The organism is Janthinobacterium sp. GW823-FHT01H08, from assembly GCF_058797855.1.
Genome location: NZ_CM179504.1, coordinates 6,045,628 through 6,062,662, shown reverse-complemented (window position 1 = coordinate 6,062,662; position 17,035 = coordinate 6,045,628). Strand labels below are relative to the sequence as shown.

Here is a 17,035-nt window from a genome sequence, read left to right as displayed (position 1 = left end):
AAGTTGAGTATGAATGCCTGACATGAAACACATCGCCGGCGCCATGCTGGCGCTGGGCTTGCTGGCCCAAGCCCACGCGGCCGACAAGATCGCCGTCGACATCGCCCTGCGCGACGCCACCCTGATCGACGTGGCCGGTGGCCGCGCCGTCAAGGGCAAGGCCGTGCTGCTCAAGGGCGACAGCATCGTCGCCGTCGTCGCCGTCGTCGATGACGCGCAGCTGCGCAGCTACGCGCCGAAGCGGACCATCCGCCTGCCCGGCAAATATCTGATGCCGGGTCTGTGGGACACGCACGTGCATTTCGGCGGTGGCCCGGAACTGATCGACGAGAACAAGCAGCTGCTGCCTTTGTACCTGGCACACGGCATCACCGCGGTGCGCGACTGTTCGGGCGACTTGCCCGACACGGTGCTGGCATGGCGCCGGCAGATCAACGCGGGCCAGCTGGAAGGTCCGACGATCTTTACCTCTGGCGCCAAGCTCGAAGGCCTCAAGCCGCTGTGGAAGGGCACCATTGAAGTGGGCACGCCGCAGGAAGTCACGCGCGCGCTCGATGGCCTGCAGGCGCAGCAAGTGGACTTCGTGAAGATCACGGAAAACACCCTGAAGCCGGAGCTGTACCTGGAAGCGCTGCGCCAGGCGCGCGAACGGGGCATGCGCACTTCGGGCCATATCCCCGTGCAGCTCACGTTGGAGCAGATGGCCGATGCGGGCCTGGGCACGATCGAACATCAATCCTACCTGCTGCGTGCCACCACGCCGCGCGAACAGGAGCTGACGGACAAGGTGGCCGCCGGCACGATGACGGGCAAGGAGGCCATGCGCGAAAGCCTGCAAAGCTACGACGAGCCGACGGCGCGCAAGGCCTTCAGCTACCTGGCCGCGCGCGGCACGGCCATCGTGCCTACCCTGTGGGGTTCGCGCGTAACGGCGTATCTGGACCGCGAAGACCACACGCACGATCCTGCCCTGCAGTACATCGGCAAGGGCTTGCGCGCCACCTACGACTGGCGCGTGCAGCGCGCCGCCAAGGATGGCCCGGATGCGATCGCCCAGCGCCACGCGCAGTTCGAGCAATCGGCACAGCTGCTGCCCATTTTGCAGCAGCAGGGCGTGAGCATCATCGCCGGCACCGATGCGGGCTTCTTGAATTCCTTCGACTACCCGGGCCAGGCCCTGCACGATGAAATCGGCCTGTACGTGCAGTATGGCCTGACGCCGCAGCAAGCCTTGCAGTCGGCCGTCATCAACGGTCCCCGCTTCCTGGGCAAGCTGGAGCGCTACGGCAGCGTGGCGGCCGGCAAGGCGGCCGACCTGCTGGTGCTCGACGCGAACCCGCTGCAGGACATCGGCGCCACGCGCCAGATCCGCCTGGTGGTCAGCCGTGGCCAGGTGTATGACCGCGCCAAGCTGGACCAGATGCTGGCCGAGATCCGCGCCTGGGTGGCGAAGCAGGAGACTGCATCGGCCAAGTCCTGATGCTCTTCATTCTTTTAGTTAAAACGGCCGGGTGATACCGGCCGTTTTGCCGTTTCCCCGCCAGCATGCGCGGGCTCTCCCGGCCGGCGGGACGGTCCTGCGGCTGGTAAAATGGCGCTATCCGCAATGACCGCCTGAGAGCAGCCGCCATGTCCACACTCGATCACACCCCAGATTCCATCACCATCACCCGTCCAGACGACTGGCATTTGCACCTGCGCGACGGCGCCGTCATGGCCAGCGTGCTGCCGCACAGCGCGCGCCAGTTCGGCCGCGCCATCGTCATGCCGAACCTCAAACCCCCGGTTACCACCACGGCCGATGCCAGCGCCTACCGCGAGCGCATCCTGGCCGCCGTGCCGGAAGGCGTGAACTTCGATCCGCTGATGGTGCTGTACCTGACGAACAACACCTCGCCCGACGAAATCCGCCGCGCGCAGGACAGCGGCATCGTGCAAGCCGTGAAACTGTATCCGGCCGGCGCCACCACGAATTCCGACCTGGGCGTGACGGATTTGAAGAATTGCTACAAGGTGCTCGAAGTGATGCAGGAAGTGGGCATGCCCTTCCTCGTGCACGGCGAAGTGACGGATCCGGAAATCGACATTTTCGACCGCGAAGCCGTCTTCATCGAGCGCGTGATGCGCCCGCTGCGCAGCGCCTTCCCGGCACTGTCCGTCGTGTTCGAACACATCACCACCAAGGATGCGGCGCAGTACGTGGCCGAAGCGGAAGGCCCGATCGCCGCCACCATCACCGCGCACCATCTGCTGTACAACCGCAACGAGATTTTCAAGGGCGGCATCCGCCCCCATTACTACTGCCTGCCCATCCTCAAGCGCGAAGAGCACCGCCTGGCGCTGATGACGGCGGCCGCCAGCGGCGACGAGCGCTTCTTCCTCGGCACGGATTCGGCGCCGCACGCGCAAGGCGCCAAGGAAATGGCTTGCGGCTGCGCCGGTTGCTATACGGCCCTGCACGCGATGGAAATGTATGCGGAAGCATTCGAACGGGCCGGCGCGCTCGATAAGCTCGAAGCGTTCGCCAGCTTCCACGGCCCGGCCTTCTACGGCGTGCCGCGCAACACGGACACCATCACCTTGCGTCGCGAAAGCTGGACCTTGCCGGCCTCGCTGCCGCTGGGCGACAGCCATGTGATTCCGCTTAACGCGGGCGAGCAGATCAACTGGAAAATGGTCTAAGCGTTCATGCTGCCATCGATAGACTGGACCCGCCCCTGGTTTGCCACGGTGCTGCCGGCGCGACGGCAGCTGGACCTGCAGCGCGACACGGTGATCGCGGCGCTGAACGGACGGGCGCGGGCGCTGGACTTGCGCAATCCGTCCGGCTTGCCGCTGGCCTTCGTGCCGCAAGCGGACCTGCCCGAAGGCGTGGCCTACGAGGAGTTCATCGGCGCCACGGGCGGCGTGCCCACGCGCGACAATCTGCACGATTTTTTCAATGCGCTCGTGTGGCTCACTTTCCCGCGCATCAAGCGGCAGTTGAATGCGCTGCAGGCGGCGCAGATCGCCCTGTCCGGCGTGGGAAAATCGCGCGGTCCCGCGCGCGACGGCGCGACGATTTTTGACGAGAATTCCGCCTTGCTGGTGCTGCGCGACAGCGATGCCGGACGCGCGCTCGAAACGGCACTGCGCGGACATGACTGGCGCAGCGCATTTATCGCGCAGCGCGCGAAGTTTGGCGCGGGCGGCGACGCCGAAGTCTGGCTGTTCGGCCACGCGCTGATGGAAAAACTGGTGGCGCCGCGCAAGGCCATTACGGCGCACACGCGCGTGATCTTTGCCGGCGACGCTTATTTCACGCTGGACGATGTCGCACGCCGCGCCTGGCTCGACGAGCGGGTGGCGCAAGACCTGGCGCAGCAAGGCCTCACGACGGCCGACTTCACGCCGCTGCCGGTGCTTGGTTTGCCTGGCTGGTGCGAAGGCCAGGACGACGATTTTTACAATGACGCGGCGGTGTTCCGCCCGAAGCGCAAGGCAGCAGGCGCAGAAAGAGAGTAGAGCATGGAGCATACCGTCCGCTGGGGCATCCTCGGCACCGGCAAGATCGCCCGCGCGATGGCCAATGGCTTGCGCGACGCGCCTGGAGCGCAGCTGGCGGCCGTCGCCTCGCGCAGCAGCGCCGGCGCGCAAGCCTTCGGCGCCGAATTCGGCATCGAACGCTGCCACGGCTCCTACCAGGCGCTGGCGGACGATCCTGGCGTGGACGTGATCTACATCGCTACGCCGCACACCCTGCATGCGGAAAATGCCCTGATGTGCCTGGCCGCGGGCAAGCACGTCGTGTGCGAAAAGCCGTTCACGATGAACGCGCGCGAGGCGCAGGCCGTGGTCGATATGGCGCGCGAGAAAAAGCTGTTCTTGATGGAAGCGATGTGGAGCCGCTTCCTGCCCGCCTTGCAGGAAGCGCAGCGTATCATCGCCAGCGGCGAGATCGGCGTGCTGCGGCAGGTGCAGGCCGATATCGGCTTCGTCGCCCATTTCCCGCCCGAGCACCGCATGTTCAATCCCGAACTCGGCGGCGGCGCGCTGCTCGACGTGGGTATTTATCCGCTGTCGATGGCGGCCTTCTTCCTCGGCCCGGTATCGCAGGTGCAGGCGCTGGCCGAGATGGGCGCCACCGGCGTCGATGAACAGGTGGTGTTCTCGCTGCTGCACGCGGGCGGCGGCACCTCGTCCTGCGCCTGCACCCTGCGCGCGCAGACGCCGACGGAAATGACCATTTCCGGCAGCCTGGGCCGCATCCGCCTGCCCAGCCGTTTTTACAAGCCCGACCACCTGATCGTCGAAGCGATGGATGGCGCATGCCGCGTCGTCGCCGCACCGCACCTGGGCAATGGCTACGCGCACGAGGCCATCGAAGCGATGCGCTGCATCCGCGCCGGCCTGCTGGAAAGCCCCGTCATGCCGCACGCCGACAGCGTGGCGCTGATGCACAACCTCGACACCATGCGCGGCCAGATCGGCCTCGTCTACCAAGCCGACCAGGCGAGAACAGGAACCCCATGACATCGCACGCATCGCGTCCCAGCCTGAAAACCGTCCTCATCGCCAGCGGCGTCGTGCTGACCCTGGCGATGGGCGTGCGCCACGGCCTGGGCTTCTGGATGCAGCCGATCTCGCAAGCGAACGGCTGGACGCGCGAAACGTATTCGCTGGCGCTGGCCATGCAAAACCTGATGTGGGGCGTCTTCGGTCCGTTCGCCGGCATGGCGGCCGACCGTTTCGGCACCATGCGCGTCGTCATCGTCGGCGCCATCAGCTACATGGCGGGCCTCGTGTGGATGGCGCTCGTGACGCAGCCCACCCTGTTCATCGTCGGTTCCGGCATCTTCATCGGCCTGGCGCTGGCCTGCACGGCCTTTGGCGCCATCAGCGGCATCATCGGCCGCAGCGCGCCGCCCGAGCAGCGCTCGTGGGCCTTCGGCATTTCGTCGGCGGCCGGCTCGTTCGGCCAGTTCCTGATGATGCCGGTCGAGCAGCAGCTGATCTCCGCCGTGGGCTGGCAAAACGCCTTTTATGTGCTGGCCGCGCTGGTGCTGCTGGCCATGATCCCGATGGCCTTCTACCTGCGCGAGCCGCCCGTCTCGCACGCCAGCGGCCCGCAGCAAAGCATCGGTGCCGCCTTCAGCGAAGCCATCGCCAGCCGTTCGTTCTGGCTGCTGCTGGCCGGCTATTTTGTCTGCGGTTTCCAGCTGGTCTTCATCGGCGTGCACTTGCCGGCCTACCTGAAGGACCAGGGCCTGATGAACCCGAACATCGCCGTCACGGCGCTGGCCCTGATCGGCCTGTTCAACATCGTCGGCTCCTACTATGCGGGCAAACTCGGTGGCAAGATCGCCAAGCGCTACCTGCTGTCGGCCATCTACGTGACGCGCGCCGTGGTCATCACCGTGTTCCTGCTGGCGCCATTGTCGGCATGGTCCGTGTACCTGTTCGCCGCCGGCATGGGCGTGCTGTGGCTGTCGACCGTGCCGCTGACGAACGGCATCATCGCCGGCATCTTCGGCGTCAAGCATTTGTCGATGCTGGCCGGGATGGTGTTCTTCTCGCACCAGGTGGGCAGTTTCCTCGGCGCGTGGCTGGGCGGCTACCTGTACGAGCACCAGGGCAGTTACCACATCGTGTGGATGATCACCATTGGCCTTGGTCTGCTGGCCGCGCTGATCAACCTGCCCATCGACGAGCGCGCCGTCAAGCGCGTGGCGGTGGCCGCGTAATGGCCAGCTGGCGCACATGGCTATGGCGCCTGGCCGGCGCTGCGCTGCTGGGTCTCGTCTTCCTGGCCTATCTGCGCCCCGACTTCATGCTCGACCTGGCGAACCGCTTCTGGATGTGCATGTAGGCTGCGCGGGCGCAATGTAGTTTGCGAAAAGTCGGATTACGCTACGCTAATCCGACCTACCCGGCCTGCCGCCGCGCATATCGCGTAGGTCGGATTAGGCCGAAGGCCGTAATCCGACAACACCCGAAAATAAACAATACCAACGGCGCTTAGGCCGAAGGCCGTAATCCGGCAACACCTTGAAACCATGCGATACCGACGCGCATCCCAGCCTGGCGGCAGTTTTTTCTTCACGGTGGTGACGGCTCATCGCCGCCCCATTTTTTCTTCGGCAACAGCTGTGGACTTGCTGCGTGACGCATTCAGCGCCGTGCGCCATCAACGGCCATTCGCTATCGACGCCATCGTCATCTTGCCCGATCACCTGCACTGCATCTGGACCCTGCCTGAAGGCGATGCCGATTTCATGACGCGCTGGCGCTTGATCAAGACGAGGTTCAGCAAGCATGCAGGATTGAAAGACGTTTGGCAGCATCGCTACTGGGAGCATGTGCTACGCGACGAGCGCGACTTTATAAAGCATGTCGATTACATCCATTACAACCCCGTCAAGCATGGCTTGGCGAGTAAAGTCATCGATTGGCCGTATTCGAGTTTTCACCGGTATGTAAAGCAGGGATGGTGTGCTGCGGATTGGGGCGGCGATGGTGTGGATGTGGCGGGTGTTGGGCGGGAGTAGGCGGGGTCAACAATGTTGTCGGATTACGCTACGCTAATCCGACCTACCGTTTGTGTCATGAGTAGGTCGGATTAGCGCAAAGCGCGTAATCCGACATGCAATGTAAGACCTACACCTTCAAAAATTCCTCTTTCCCACCCAGCCAGCGCGCCAGGTGCGCTTCCACGGTGGCGGCGGCCGCCGCGGTGGTGGCGTGCAGCAGGTCGTGCGCCACGTCGCGGGCCTGGTCGACCAGCCATTGGTCCGTTTCCAGGTCGGCGAAGCGCAGCATGGCCTGGCCGGACTGGCGCGCGCCGAGGAATTCTCCGGGTCCGCGGATTTCCAGGTCGCGGCGGGCAATTTCAAAACCGTCCGTCGTCTCGCGCATGGTCATCAAGCGCTGGCGCGCCACGCCGCCCAGCGGTCCCTGGTACAGCAGCAGGCAGACGCTGGCTGCCGAGCCGCGGCCCACGCGGCCGCGCAGCTGGTGCAGCTGCGACAGGCCGAAACGCTCGGCGTGCTCGATCACCATCAGCGAAGCGTTCGGCACGTCGACGCCCACCTCGATGACGGTGGTGGCCACCAGCACGTGGATATGGCCGGCGATGAAGGCATCCATCACTTCCTGCTTTTCCGCCGGTTTCAGGCGCCCGTGCACGAGGCCCACCTGCAGCGCGGGCAAGGCATCGGCCAGCATCATGTAGGTATCGGTGGCCGTCTGCAGCTGCAGCGCTTCCGATTCCTCTATCAGCGGGCAGACCCAGTACACCTGCCGGCCTTCCAGCGCGGCTGCGTAGACGCGGGCGATGACTTCGTCGCGCCGGTTCTGGTCGATGGCGCGCGTGACGATGGGGCTGCGGCCGGGCGGCAGCTCGTCGATCACCGACACTTCCAGGTCGGCGTAATACGTCATGGCCAGGGTGCGCGGGATGGGCGTGGCCGACATCATCAGCTGGTGCGGCACGGCCGCGCTGTCGCCCTTGTTGCGCAGGGTCAGGCGCTGGCCCACGCCGAAGCGGTGCTGCTCGTCGACGATCACCAGGCCCAGTTTGGCAAACAGCACGTTATCCTGGATCAGCGCATGCGTGCCGATCACCAGCTGCGCTTCGCCCGATTCGATCAGGGCCAGCGCCGCCGTCTTTTCCTTTTTCTTCAGGCTGCCCGTCAGCCACGCCACCTTCACGCCCAGCGGTTCCATCCAGGCGGCGATCTTGCGGAAGTGCTGCTCGGCCAAAATCTCCGTGGGCGCCATCAGCGCGGCCTGGTAGCCGCTGTCGATCGCCTGCGTGGCGGATAAAGCCGCCACCACCGTCTTGCCGCTGCCGACGTCGCCCTGCAGCAAGCGCTGCATCGGATACGGCTGGCGCAGGTCGGCGCGGATTTCCTCGAGCACGCGCGCCTGCGCGCCCGTCAGCTTGAAGGGCAGGGCGGCGCCGAAGGCTTCCGACAAGGTGCCGACGATGGGCAGGGACGCCGCGCCTTTCGAGCGGCGCGCGCGCTGGGCGCGTTTCAGCGACAGTTGCTGCGCCAGCAGTTCATCGAACTTCATGCGCACCCAGGCCGGGTGCGAGCGGTCCATCAGCGCGCTTTCATCGATGTCCTGCGGCGGATAGTGCAGCAGGTGCACGGCGGCGCGGAACGGCGACAGCTGCATCTCGCGCAGCAGATGATCGGGCAAGGTGTCCTGCCAGTCGATGCGGCGCATGGCGTCGGCGATTTCGCGGCGCAGCACGTGTTGCGACAGGCCTTCGCCGGACGGATACACGGGTGTGAGGGCCGTGGGCAGCGGCGCGCCCTCGTTGACCACCTTGTACGTCGGGTGCACCATCTCGGCGCCGAAAAAGCCGTGTTTGAGTTCGGCGCGCGCGCGCACCCGCGTGCCTTCGGCCAGCTGCTTGACCTGGCTGCCGTAGAAATTCATGAAGCGCAGCAGCAAATTGCCCGTTTCGTCGGCGATCGTCACCAGCAATTGCTTGCGCGGCTTGAAATTGACTTCGCACTTGGTGACGATGCCTTCCACTTGCCACGACTCGCCGCCGCGCAGGCAGGCGTCACGGATGGTGTAGACCTTGGTTTCGTCCTCGTAGCGCATCGGCAGGTGCAGCACCAGGTCCATATCCGTGCGCAAGCCCAGCTTGGCCAGCCGGCTTTCCGTGCTGACCACTTTTTTGGCGGCTTTCGGCTTGGCGGCCGGCTTGGCTGAGGGCGGAAGATCGGGCTTGGGTTCGGACATATCGGAGATTTTTGTGCCGCTAGCGTAAAATAGAGGGTTGTCCGGCACACCCTGTGCGTACCGCAGTCGTAGTTGCTGCGGCGGATTATTGTAATGCCTGTATAGGCGCACAGTATAGTGCCAGATGTTCCATTGCGCACTCCTAATCATTTTTGACGTACTTTTGAAGCAAAACGCATGTATTCGCTTTCCGATTTCGATTTTAATTTGCCGCAAGAAAACATTGCGCAAACTCCGTTGGCCGAGCGCAGCGCCTCGCGCCTGTTGCATCTGGACGGCGAGACCGTGGTCGACCGCCAGTTCGCCGACATCGTAGGACAGCTAGCCGCGGGCGATCTGCTGGTGATGAACGATACGCGCGTGCTCAAGGCGCGCTTCTTCGGCGTCAAGGAAAGCGGCGGCAAGATCGAGGCGCTCGTCGAGCGCGTGCTCGATGACCGCACCGTGCTGGCCCAGGTACGCGCGTCGAAGTCGCCGCCGCCCGGTTGCCGCATCCGCCTGGCCGACGCCTTCGACGTGACGGTCGGCCAGCGCGCCGGCGAATTCTTTACCTTGCACTTCGAGGCCGACGTGTTCGAGCTGATCGAGGCGCATGGCCGCTTGCCGCTGCCGCCCTACATCGAGCACGATGCGGACGAATTCGACGAAACGCGCTACCAGACGGTCTTCAACAAGGTGCCGGGCGCTGTCGCCGCGCCGACGGCGGGCCTGCATTTCGACCAGGCCCTGCTCGACCAGTTGAAGGCCAAGGGCGTCAACTTTGCCTATGTGACCCTGCACGTGGGCGCCGGCACCTTCCAGCCCGTGCGCACGGAAGTGCTGGCCGAACACAAGATGCATACCGAGTGGTACACCATGCCGCAGGAAACCGTCGACGCCGTGCGCGCCGCCCAGCTTGCCGGACGCGACGTGGTGGCCGTCGGCACGACCAGCCTGCGCGCGCTGGAATCGGCCTCGCAAAGCGGCCAGCTGGTGGCGGGCAGCGCCGACACGGCCCTGTTCATCACGCCCGGCTATGCGTTTAAAACGGTGACGCGCCTGATTACCAACTTCCATTTGCCGAAGTCGACCCTGCTGATGCTGGTGTCGGCCTTTGCCGGCTATGAGCCGATCCGCAACGCCTACGCGCATGCGATCGCGCAGAACTACCGTTTCTTCAGCTATGGCGATGCGATGCTGCTCACCACGCAATCGCGCGCCGCACTGAACCTTGATACTCCCGTGAAAGACTGACCATGCTGGAATTTACATTACTCAAGACCGACACGAGCGGCCTGACCAAGGCACGCCGCGGCACCTTGAAACTCAACCATGGTGTCGTGCAGACGCCGATCTTCATGCCAGTGGGCACTTACGGCTCGGTGAAAGCCATGTCGCCGCTGGAACTCAACGAGATCGACGCGCAGATTATCCTGGGCAACACTTTTCATCTGTGGTTGCGTCCAGGAAACACCGTCATGGAAAAATTCGGCGGCTTGCACGGTTTCATGGGCTGGAACAAGCCCATCCTGACGGACTCGGGCGGCTTCCAGGTGTTTTCGCTGGGCGCCATGCGCAAGATCACGGAAGAGGGCGTGCATTTCAATTCGCCCATCAACGGCGATAAACTGTTCCTCTCGCCGGAAGTGTCGATGCAGGTGCAGCGCGTCCTGAATTCCGACATCGTCATGCAGTTCGACGAATGCACGCCGTACGAAATTCAGGGCCGCCCGGCCACCATCGAGGAAGCGGCCAAGTCCATGCGCATGTCCTTGCGCTGGGCGCAGCGCTCGAAGGATGAGTTCCACCGCGGCGAAAACCCGAATGCGCTGTTCGGCATCGTGCAGGGCGGCATGTTCGAAATGCTGCGCGACGAGTCGCTGGCCAAGCTCGAAGAGATCGACTTCCCCGGCATCGCCATCGGCGGCCTGTCCGTCGGCGAGCCGAAGGAAGACATGATGCGCATGCTGGCCCACGTGGGTCCGCGCCTGCCGGCCAACAAGCCCCATTACCTGATGGGCGTGGGCACGCCGGAAGACCTGGTGGCGGGCGTGTCGAACGGCATCGACATGTTCGACTGCGTCATGCCGACGCGTAACGCCCGCAATGGCTGGCTGTTCACCCGTTTTGGCGACATCAAGATCAAGAATGCCAAGTACAAGGAAGACCAGGCGCCGCTGGACGAAACCTGCAGCTGCTACGCTTGCCGCAACTTCTCGCGCGCCTACCTGCACCATCTGCACCGCTCCAAGGAAATCCTCGGCGCGCGCCTCAATACCATCCACAACCTGCATTACTACCTGGACCTGATGCGCCAGATGCGCGAAGCGCTGGACGAAGACCGTTTCCACGCGTTTACGCTGCAATTCCACGCGGAACGCGCACGCGGAACTTAAGAAAACCTTAGCTTGCGCTCTGGCGGCAGCATGGCCGGAAGTTTTGTGTATTGGTGCTTGGACGGGGGCGAGAAAGCATTGCATAATGCCTTTTTAGCCCCATTTGAAGCTGCCATGCCTGCAATTGGGGGCTTGGCGGATTGCCAATGCTAGAATACAGCGCTATTTTTTCAAACTGATTAGAACTGGAGTCACCGTGTTTTTCATTTCCAACGCTTATGCGCAAGCCCCAACCGAAGCCCTGGGCCTCGGCGGCAACCTGACCAGCTTCCTGCCGCTGGTATTGATGTTCGTGGTCATGTATTTCCTGATGATCCGTCCACAGCAAAAACGCGCCAAAGAACAACGGGCGATGATGGACGCGCTGGCCAAGGGTGACGAAGTCGTCACCGCCGGCGGCATGCTGGGCCGTGTTGTCAAGGTAGTGGACGCTTACGTCACCATCGAAGTGGCGACCGGCACCGAAATCACGGTGCAAAAGAGCTCCATTACCACCTTGCTGCCTAAAGGCACCCTGAAGGCGCTGTAATTCCTCGCTGTCATTGCCCCGGCAATGATTGAACGGGGCGGCTACCCGCCGCCCCTCGCGACGCCTCCGACGCTCAACACTGAACGCTGAATCAATATGAATCGCTATCCTGCCTGGAAATACATCATCATCGTCGTCGCCTTATTGCTGGGCGCACTTTATACGGCACCCAATTATTTCGGTGAGTCACCGGCGCTGCAAGTAACCAGCGGCAAGTCGACCGTCAAGGTGACGGGCGAGCTGATGACGCAAGTCGAGCAAATATTGACGAAAGAGAACGTCAAGTCGGAAGGTGTCACCATGGATGGCGCCGGCAACCTCGCCTCCGTGCGCGTGCGTTTCGCCGATCCCGATACCCAGTTCAAGGCGAAACTGGTGCTGGAAAAGGACCTCAATCCCGATGCCAGCGACCCCGCGTACATCGTGACGGTCAACCTGCAAGCCAATACCCCGATGTGGATGCAAAAATTGCATGCCTTGCCCATGTTCCTGGGCCTGGACTTGCGCGGCGGCGTGCACTTCCTGATGCAGGTCGATGCAAAAGCAGTATTGAACAAGAAAGTCCAGGGCGTCCAGTCCGCCGCGCGTAGCGTGTTGCGTGACAAAAATATCCGCCATGCGGGCATCGAGCGCGTGGGCGACAGCGTGCAGATCAACTTCCGCGACGCGGAAACGCGCCTGAAGGCAAAAAATGTGCTGTCCGACCAGATGTCGGAACTGGCGTTCGCCGATGCGGGCGAAGGCAGCGATTTGAAATTGAACATCACCCTGAAGCCGGCCGCCCTGAAGGCGACCATCGACGAAGGCGTAAAACAGAATATCTCCACCCTGTCCAAGCGCGTCAACGAGCTGGGCGTGGCCGAGCCGCTGATCCAGCAGCAAGGTCCCGACCGCATCGTGGTGCAACTGCCTGGCGTGCAGGACGTGGCCCGCGCGAAAGCCATCATCGGCCGCACGGCGACGCTGGAAGTGCGCCTGGTCGATGAAACCATCGTGCCTGGCACCGAACTGTCGAGCGCCATCCCGTTCAACTCGGAACTGTTCACCGTCGGCAAGGGCGTCCCTGTCGTGCTGGCGAAAGACGTGATCCTGACGGGCGACTATATCTCCAGCGCCACGGCCAGCTTCGACCAGAACCAGCAAGCGGCCGTGTCGATCGACCTGAACGGCGACGGCGGACGCAAGATGCGCGAAGCGACGCGCGAACGCGTGGGCAAGCGCATGGCCATCGTGCTGTTTGAAAAGGGCAAGCCGGAAGTGCTGTCGGTGGCGACCATCCAGCAGGAACTCGGTTCGCGCTTCCAGATCACGGGCATGGGCGGCGCGGAAAACGCGAATGAACTGGCGCTGCTGCTGCGCTCGGGAGCCCTGTCCGCACCGATGACCGTCATCGAGGAACGCACGATCGGACCGCAGCTGGGCGCGGAAAACATCGCCAAGGGCTTCCACTCGACCTTGTACGGCTTCATCGCCATCGCCATCTTCATGATCGCCTACTACATGCTGTTCGGCGCCTTCAGCGTGCTGGCCCTGGCCACCAACCTGCTGTTGCTGGTCGGCTTGCTGTCGATGATCCAGGTGACCTTGACCTTGCCAGGTATCGCCGCTATCGCGCTGGCGCTGGGCATGGCGATTGACGCCAACGTGCTGATCAATGAACGTATCCGTGAAGAGCTGCGCGCCGGCAATACGCCGCAAGCGGCGATCGCCGCCGGCTTCGACCGTGCCTGGGCCACGATTCTGGACTCGAACGTGACCACCCTGATCGTCGGCCTGGCGCTGCTGGCCTTCGGCAGCGGTCCCGTGCGCGGCTTCGCTGTCGTGCATTGCCTGGGCATCCTGACCTCGATGTTCTCCTCCGTGTTCGTGTCGCGCGGCGTGGTCAACCTCTGGTATGGCCGCAAGAAAAAGCTGACGACCTTGTCGATCGGCACGGTGTGGGTGCCGGGCACCAGCAAATAAGCGACGGCCCAGCCTTACCCAATAGCGACAACAGCGATCGCGTCCGGTGGCACAGCTGCCGGACGCACAGAATAGAACTCAGAGGATTTCATGGAATTTTTCCGGATTAAAAAAGATATTCCCTTCATGCGCCATGCGTTGATTTTCAACGTGATTTCGGCCGTGACCTTCCTTGCCGCCGTCTTCTTCCTGGTGCACAAGGGCTTGCACCTGTCCGTCGAATTCAAGGGCGGCACGCTGATGGAGGTGAAATACCCGAAGGCGGCCAATCTTGAAGGCATACGCGGCACCCTGATCGCCATGGGCTATGAAGAGCCGGGCGTGACCAGCTTCGATACGGCGCGCGACGTGATGATCCGCCTGCCGGTGGAAAATGGCGTCAGCGCCGCAAATACCTCGCAGCGCGTGTTCGAATCGCTGTGCAAGGCCGAGCAGGGCACGACCAAGGCCATCGACACCGTCACCGCCAAGGGCGAACATGTGCTCAAGAGCGCGTGCATGGACACCGCCGGCAATGAAGCGGTGGTACTGCAGAAGGTTGAATTCGTCGGCCCGCAAGTGGGCGAGGAACTGGCGCAGAACGGCTTGAACGCGCTGGTGGTGGTGATTATCGGCGTGATGATCTACCTGGCCATCCGCTTCGAATGGAAATACGCTGTCTCGGCCATTATCGCCAACTTGCATGACGTGGTGATCATCCTGGGCTTCTTCGCCTTCTTCGAATGGGAATTCTCGCTGACGGTGCTGGCGGCGATCCTGGCGGTGCTCGGCTATTCCGTCAACGAATCGGTGGTGATCTTTGACCGTATCCGCGAAAACTTCCGCAAGCAGCGCAAGGCTTCCGTGCATGAAGTGATCGACAACGCGATCACCAGCACCATTTCACGTACCATCATCACCCACGGCTCGACCCAGATGATGGTGCTGTCGATGCTGGTCTTCGGCGGCCAGACCCTGCACCACTTTGCACTGGCGCTGACCATCGGTATCTGCTTCGGTATTTATTCGTCCGTGTTCGTCGCTGCCTCGATCGCCATGTGGCTGGGCGTCAAGCGCGAAGACTTGATCAAGCCGATCAAGGAAAAAGACGAAACCGACGGCGCCGTGGTGTAAGCGCAGGTTTTTTGCAGGTCGAATGAGGAACGATCACCGTTTGCGGTGGTCGTTTTTTTTATGGTGGATGACAATGAAGCGTTTGATAGTGATGGGCATCATGGCAGGCATCGGCACATTGGCCAGTGCCGCGCAATTGAGCCGCGCGGACAGCGGCGCCATCGCCCTGCGCGGCCCGATTGCCGAGGGCGACGTGGACAAGCTGCGGCTGCTGGCTGTGCCGGGGACGACGCTGTTGCGCGTCAATAGCGAGGGTGGCGATGCGCTGGCGGCCATGCAGCTGGGCCGCTATCTGCGCCGGCAGCAATGGGATATTGCCATCGACACCGTGTGCGCGGGCAGCTGCGCCCTGTATGTCTTCCCGGCCGCGCGGCACAAGCGCATTCCGGCCGATGCCGTGCTGGCGCTGCAGGAATCGGCTTTCCTGCGTGCGCAGGCGAGCCCGGCACAGATGCGCCGCACCCTGGCCGAGGCGGGCGTGGCGGCTGAGGACATCGGCAGTGAAACGGCGGCACTGGCGGCCCGATTGGCCGACACGGCGGCGCAGGAAGCGGCGTTTGCCGCGGAACTGGGCATTGCTCCCGCCTTTTACCGCGATTTTCCGCAAGTGGCGGCGCAGGCCGAGAGCGTGCGCCGGCGTTTTCCCGACCAGGAGGCCGCCGTCTACTGGTGGCCGGCCGCCGCCCGCCTGCGGCGCTGCTACGGCATCGCCGGCGTGGACGAGGGGCCGCGCGCGGTTCGCCTGGCGCCCGACGGTTATCTGTACGTGCCGGCCCTGTCCGCGCTCGTCATGGGCGACCAGGCCTTGCAGGACTGTCCATGAGCCGCAGCGGCCGCTTGTTCCTGCTGATGGACGCCATGCGCGCCAGGCGCGTGCCCGTCACGGCGGCCCAGCTGGCGCAGCAGCTCGGTGTTTCCGAGCGCACGATCTACCGCGATATCCAGACCCTGGCCGAACTGGGCGCGCCCCTGCAGGGCGAGGCGGGCATCGGCTACGTGCTGCGCCGCGGCGCCTTCCTGCCGCCGCTAATGTTCGGCGCCGATGAACTGGAAGCGCTGGTGCTGGGCGCGCGCTGGGTGCGCCGCCAGGGCGATGCGGGCCTGGCGCAGGCGGCCAGCAATGCCCTGGCCAAGATCGCGGCCGCCTCGCCGCGCGATTTGCGCGACAGCATGGCCGAGACCAGTCTGTGGGTGCCGCTGGGCCGTCCCGCCGATGGCACGCAGCCGGCCGACCCGGCCGACCGGTATGTGCAGCCCGTGCGCGAGGCGATCCGCTACGAACAGAAACTCACGCTCGCCTATCAGGATGAGCATGGCAGCGCCACCTCGCGCACGGTGTGGCCGTTTGCCCTGGCCTTTTTCGAAGGCAAGCGTCTGCTGGCCGCCTGGTGCGAGCTGCGCGGCGATTACCGGCATTTCCGCATCGACCGCATCGCCAGCGTGCAGCAGCATGAGGAGCGCTATCCCAGGCGCCGCCACGCCTTGCTCGATACCTGGCGCAAGGCCCACGATATCGATCCCGAATCCTGATATTCGCTCCTGACAAAAACTGTCAGTGCCCGGCCCTACGATGGTGGCTTCTTCACTCACCGGAGCCATTTATCATGCGCCTGTACCACCACCCCATGTCCTCGAATGCCCGCCGTGCCTTGATGACGGCGATCCACCTCGGCCTGCCGCTGGAGCTGGCCGAAGTCGACCTGATGAATGCGGACGACCGCCGCCGCCTGGCCGAACTGAACCCCAACGGCAAGGTGCCCGTGCTGGCCGACGGCGCTTTCCTGCTGTGGGAATCGTGCGCCATCATGCAATACCTGGCCGAGCAGGTGCCGGGCCAGACGCTTTATCCGCAGGCGCCGCAAGCGCGCGCCGACGTCAACCGCTGGCTGTTCTGGGCCGCGCAGCACTTCGCGCCCGCCATCAGCGTGCTGGCCTGGGAGCGCGCCTGGAAAGGCATGACGGGCAATGGTCCGGCGGACCCGCTGGAAGAGGCGCGCGGCGAGCGCGATCTGCATGAATGCGCCGTCGTGCTGGACGCGCATCTGGCGGCGCGCAATTGGCTCAGCGGAGACGATGTGACCCTGGCCGATTTCGCCGTGGCCGCGCCCCTGATGTACAGCGAGGCCGTGCGGCTGCCGCTGGCGCAGTACCGGCATATCGGGGCGTGGTTCGCCCGCGTGCGGCAGCTGCGTGCCTGGCAGGAAACGGAGGTGGAACTGGTGCCGGGATAATGTGCGCGCTAAGTGTGTCAACGCACGGAGCCGGCGCGGCGTACCGCATAAGATAGGGCTGTCTCTTTCAGGACATCCCTAGCTTT

Annotated in this window: 16 protein-coding genes; 15 read left to right on the top strand and 1 reads right to left on the bottom strand. The window is 63.8% G+C overall.

The genetic code is table 11. From position 1 onward, the window contains the following. The first annotated feature begins 22 nt into the window (after nucleotides 1-22). The 7 genes from AC3RCG_RS27285 (at nucleotide 23) to AC3RCG_RS27255 (ending at nucleotide 6,527) form a co-directional block, all read left to right on the top strand. Nucleotides 23-1,480: an amidohydrolase family protein gene (locus AC3RCG_RS27285; protein WP_492402079.1), complete on the top strand. Its 1,458-nt coding sequence runs from the start codon at nucleotides 23-25 to the stop codon at nucleotides 1,478-1,480. 149 nt (nucleotides 1,481-1,629) lie between these two features. Further along, the gene (gene pyrC, locus AC3RCG_RS27280) at nucleotides 1,630-2,682 is read left to right on the top strand and encodes a dihydroorotase (protein ID WP_070290804.1); all 1,053 of its coding nucleotides are present in this window, start codon (nucleotides 1,630-1,632) and stop codon (nucleotides 2,680-2,682) included. Between the two features lie 6 nt (nucleotides 2,683-2,688). Further along, nucleotides 2,689-3,504 (top strand): DUF3025 domain-containing protein, encoded by an 816-nt coding sequence (locus tag AC3RCG_RS27275; protein WP_070311532.1) that lies wholly within the window; start codon nucleotides 2,689-2,691, stop codon nucleotides 3,502-3,504. A gap of 3 nt (nucleotides 3,505-3,507) precedes the next feature. Continuing rightward, entirely contained in the window at nucleotides 3,508-4,512 is a 1,005-nt protein-coding gene (locus AC3RCG_RS27270) for a Gfo/Idh/MocA family protein (protein WP_492402081.1), read from the top strand. Next, the gene (locus AC3RCG_RS27265) at nucleotides 4,509-5,723 is read left to right on the top strand and encodes an MFS transporter (RefSeq protein ID WP_070311530.1); all 1,215 of its coding nucleotides are present in this window, start codon (nucleotides 4,509-4,511) and stop codon (nucleotides 5,721-5,723) included. The genes AC3RCG_RS27270 and AC3RCG_RS27265 overlap by 4 nt, the downstream gene beginning before the upstream one ends. Further along, entirely contained in the window at nucleotides 5,723-5,848 is a 126-nt protein-coding gene (locus AC3RCG_RS27260) for a hypothetical protein (RefSeq protein WP_256267217.1), read from the top strand. The genes AC3RCG_RS27265 and AC3RCG_RS27260 overlap by 1 nt, the downstream gene beginning before the upstream one ends. 187 nt (nucleotides 5,849-6,035) lie before the next feature. Next, the gene (locus AC3RCG_RS27255) at nucleotides 6,036-6,527 is read left to right on the top strand and encodes an REP-associated tyrosine transposase (RefSeq protein WP_492402082.1); all 492 of its coding nucleotides are present in this window, start codon (nucleotides 6,036-6,038) and stop codon (nucleotides 6,525-6,527) included. Between the two features lie 109 nt (nucleotides 6,528-6,636). Here the strand turns inward: AC3RCG_RS27255 and recG are convergent, their stop codons facing one another. Next, on the bottom strand, nucleotides 6,637-8,739 hold the full coding sequence (recG, locus tag AC3RCG_RS27250) for an ATP-dependent DNA helicase RecG (protein ID WP_492402083.1): 2,103 nt from the start codon (nucleotides 8,737-8,739) through the stop codon (nucleotides 6,637-6,639). A gap of 177 nt (nucleotides 8,740-8,916) precedes the next feature. Here recG and queA point away from each other — a divergent pair, with 177 nt between their 5' ends. The 8 genes from queA to AC3RCG_RS27210 all read left to right on the top strand — a co-directional run bounded on the left by queA (nucleotide 8,917) and on the right by AC3RCG_RS27210 (nucleotide 16,949). After that, the gene (queA, locus tag AC3RCG_RS27245) at nucleotides 8,917-9,972 is read left to right on the top strand and encodes a tRNA preQ1(34) S-adenosylmethionine ribosyltransferase-isomerase QueA (protein WP_070311527.1); all 1,056 of its coding nucleotides are present in this window, start codon (nucleotides 8,917-8,919) and stop codon (nucleotides 9,970-9,972) included. A 2-nt stretch (nucleotides 9,973-9,974) separates the two neighbouring features. Next, nucleotides 9,975-11,114, top strand: coding sequence for a tRNA guanosine(34) transglycosylase Tgt (gene tgt, locus AC3RCG_RS27240; protein ID WP_034745502.1), 1,140 nt, complete (start codon nucleotides 9,975-9,977; stop codon nucleotides 11,112-11,114). A gap of 196 nt (nucleotides 11,115-11,310) precedes the next feature. Continuing rightward, the gene (gene yajC, locus AC3RCG_RS27235) at nucleotides 11,311-11,643 is read left to right on the top strand and encodes a preprotein translocase subunit YajC (protein WP_046684538.1); all 333 of its coding nucleotides are present in this window, start codon (nucleotides 11,311-11,313) and stop codon (nucleotides 11,641-11,643) included. 96 nt (nucleotides 11,644-11,739) lie between these two features. Beyond that, complete coding sequence (gene secD, locus AC3RCG_RS27230) at nucleotides 11,740-13,605, top strand: protein translocase subunit SecD (protein ID WP_070220688.1); 1,866 nt, start codon at nucleotides 11,740-11,742, stop codon at nucleotides 13,603-13,605. A gap of 90 nt (nucleotides 13,606-13,695) precedes the next feature. Continuing rightward, a complete protein-coding gene (secF, locus tag AC3RCG_RS27225; protein WP_070220687.1) occupies nucleotides 13,696-14,718 on the top strand; it encodes a protein translocase subunit SecF in 1,023 nt (340 codons plus the stop codon). Nucleotides 14,719-14,791: 73 nt separating this feature from the next. Then, nucleotides 14,792-15,541, top strand: coding sequence for a hypothetical protein (locus AC3RCG_RS27220; protein WP_492402085.1), 750 nt, complete (start codon nucleotides 14,792-14,794; stop codon nucleotides 15,539-15,541). Then, on the top strand, nucleotides 15,538-16,248 hold the full coding sequence (locus AC3RCG_RS27215; protein ID WP_492402086.1) for a helix-turn-helix transcriptional regulator: 711 nt from the start codon (nucleotides 15,538-15,540) through the stop codon (nucleotides 16,246-16,248). The genes AC3RCG_RS27220 and AC3RCG_RS27215 overlap by 4 nt, the downstream gene beginning before the upstream one ends. A 74-nt stretch (nucleotides 16,249-16,322) precedes the next feature. Further along, nucleotides 16,323-16,949 carry a glutathione S-transferase family protein gene (locus tag AC3RCG_RS27210; protein WP_492402087.1) on the top strand — a complete coding sequence of 209 codons (627 nt, stop codon included), beginning with the start codon at nucleotides 16,323-16,325 and terminating at the stop codon, nucleotides 16,947-16,949. Nucleotides 16,950-17,035: the final 86 nt, after the last annotated feature.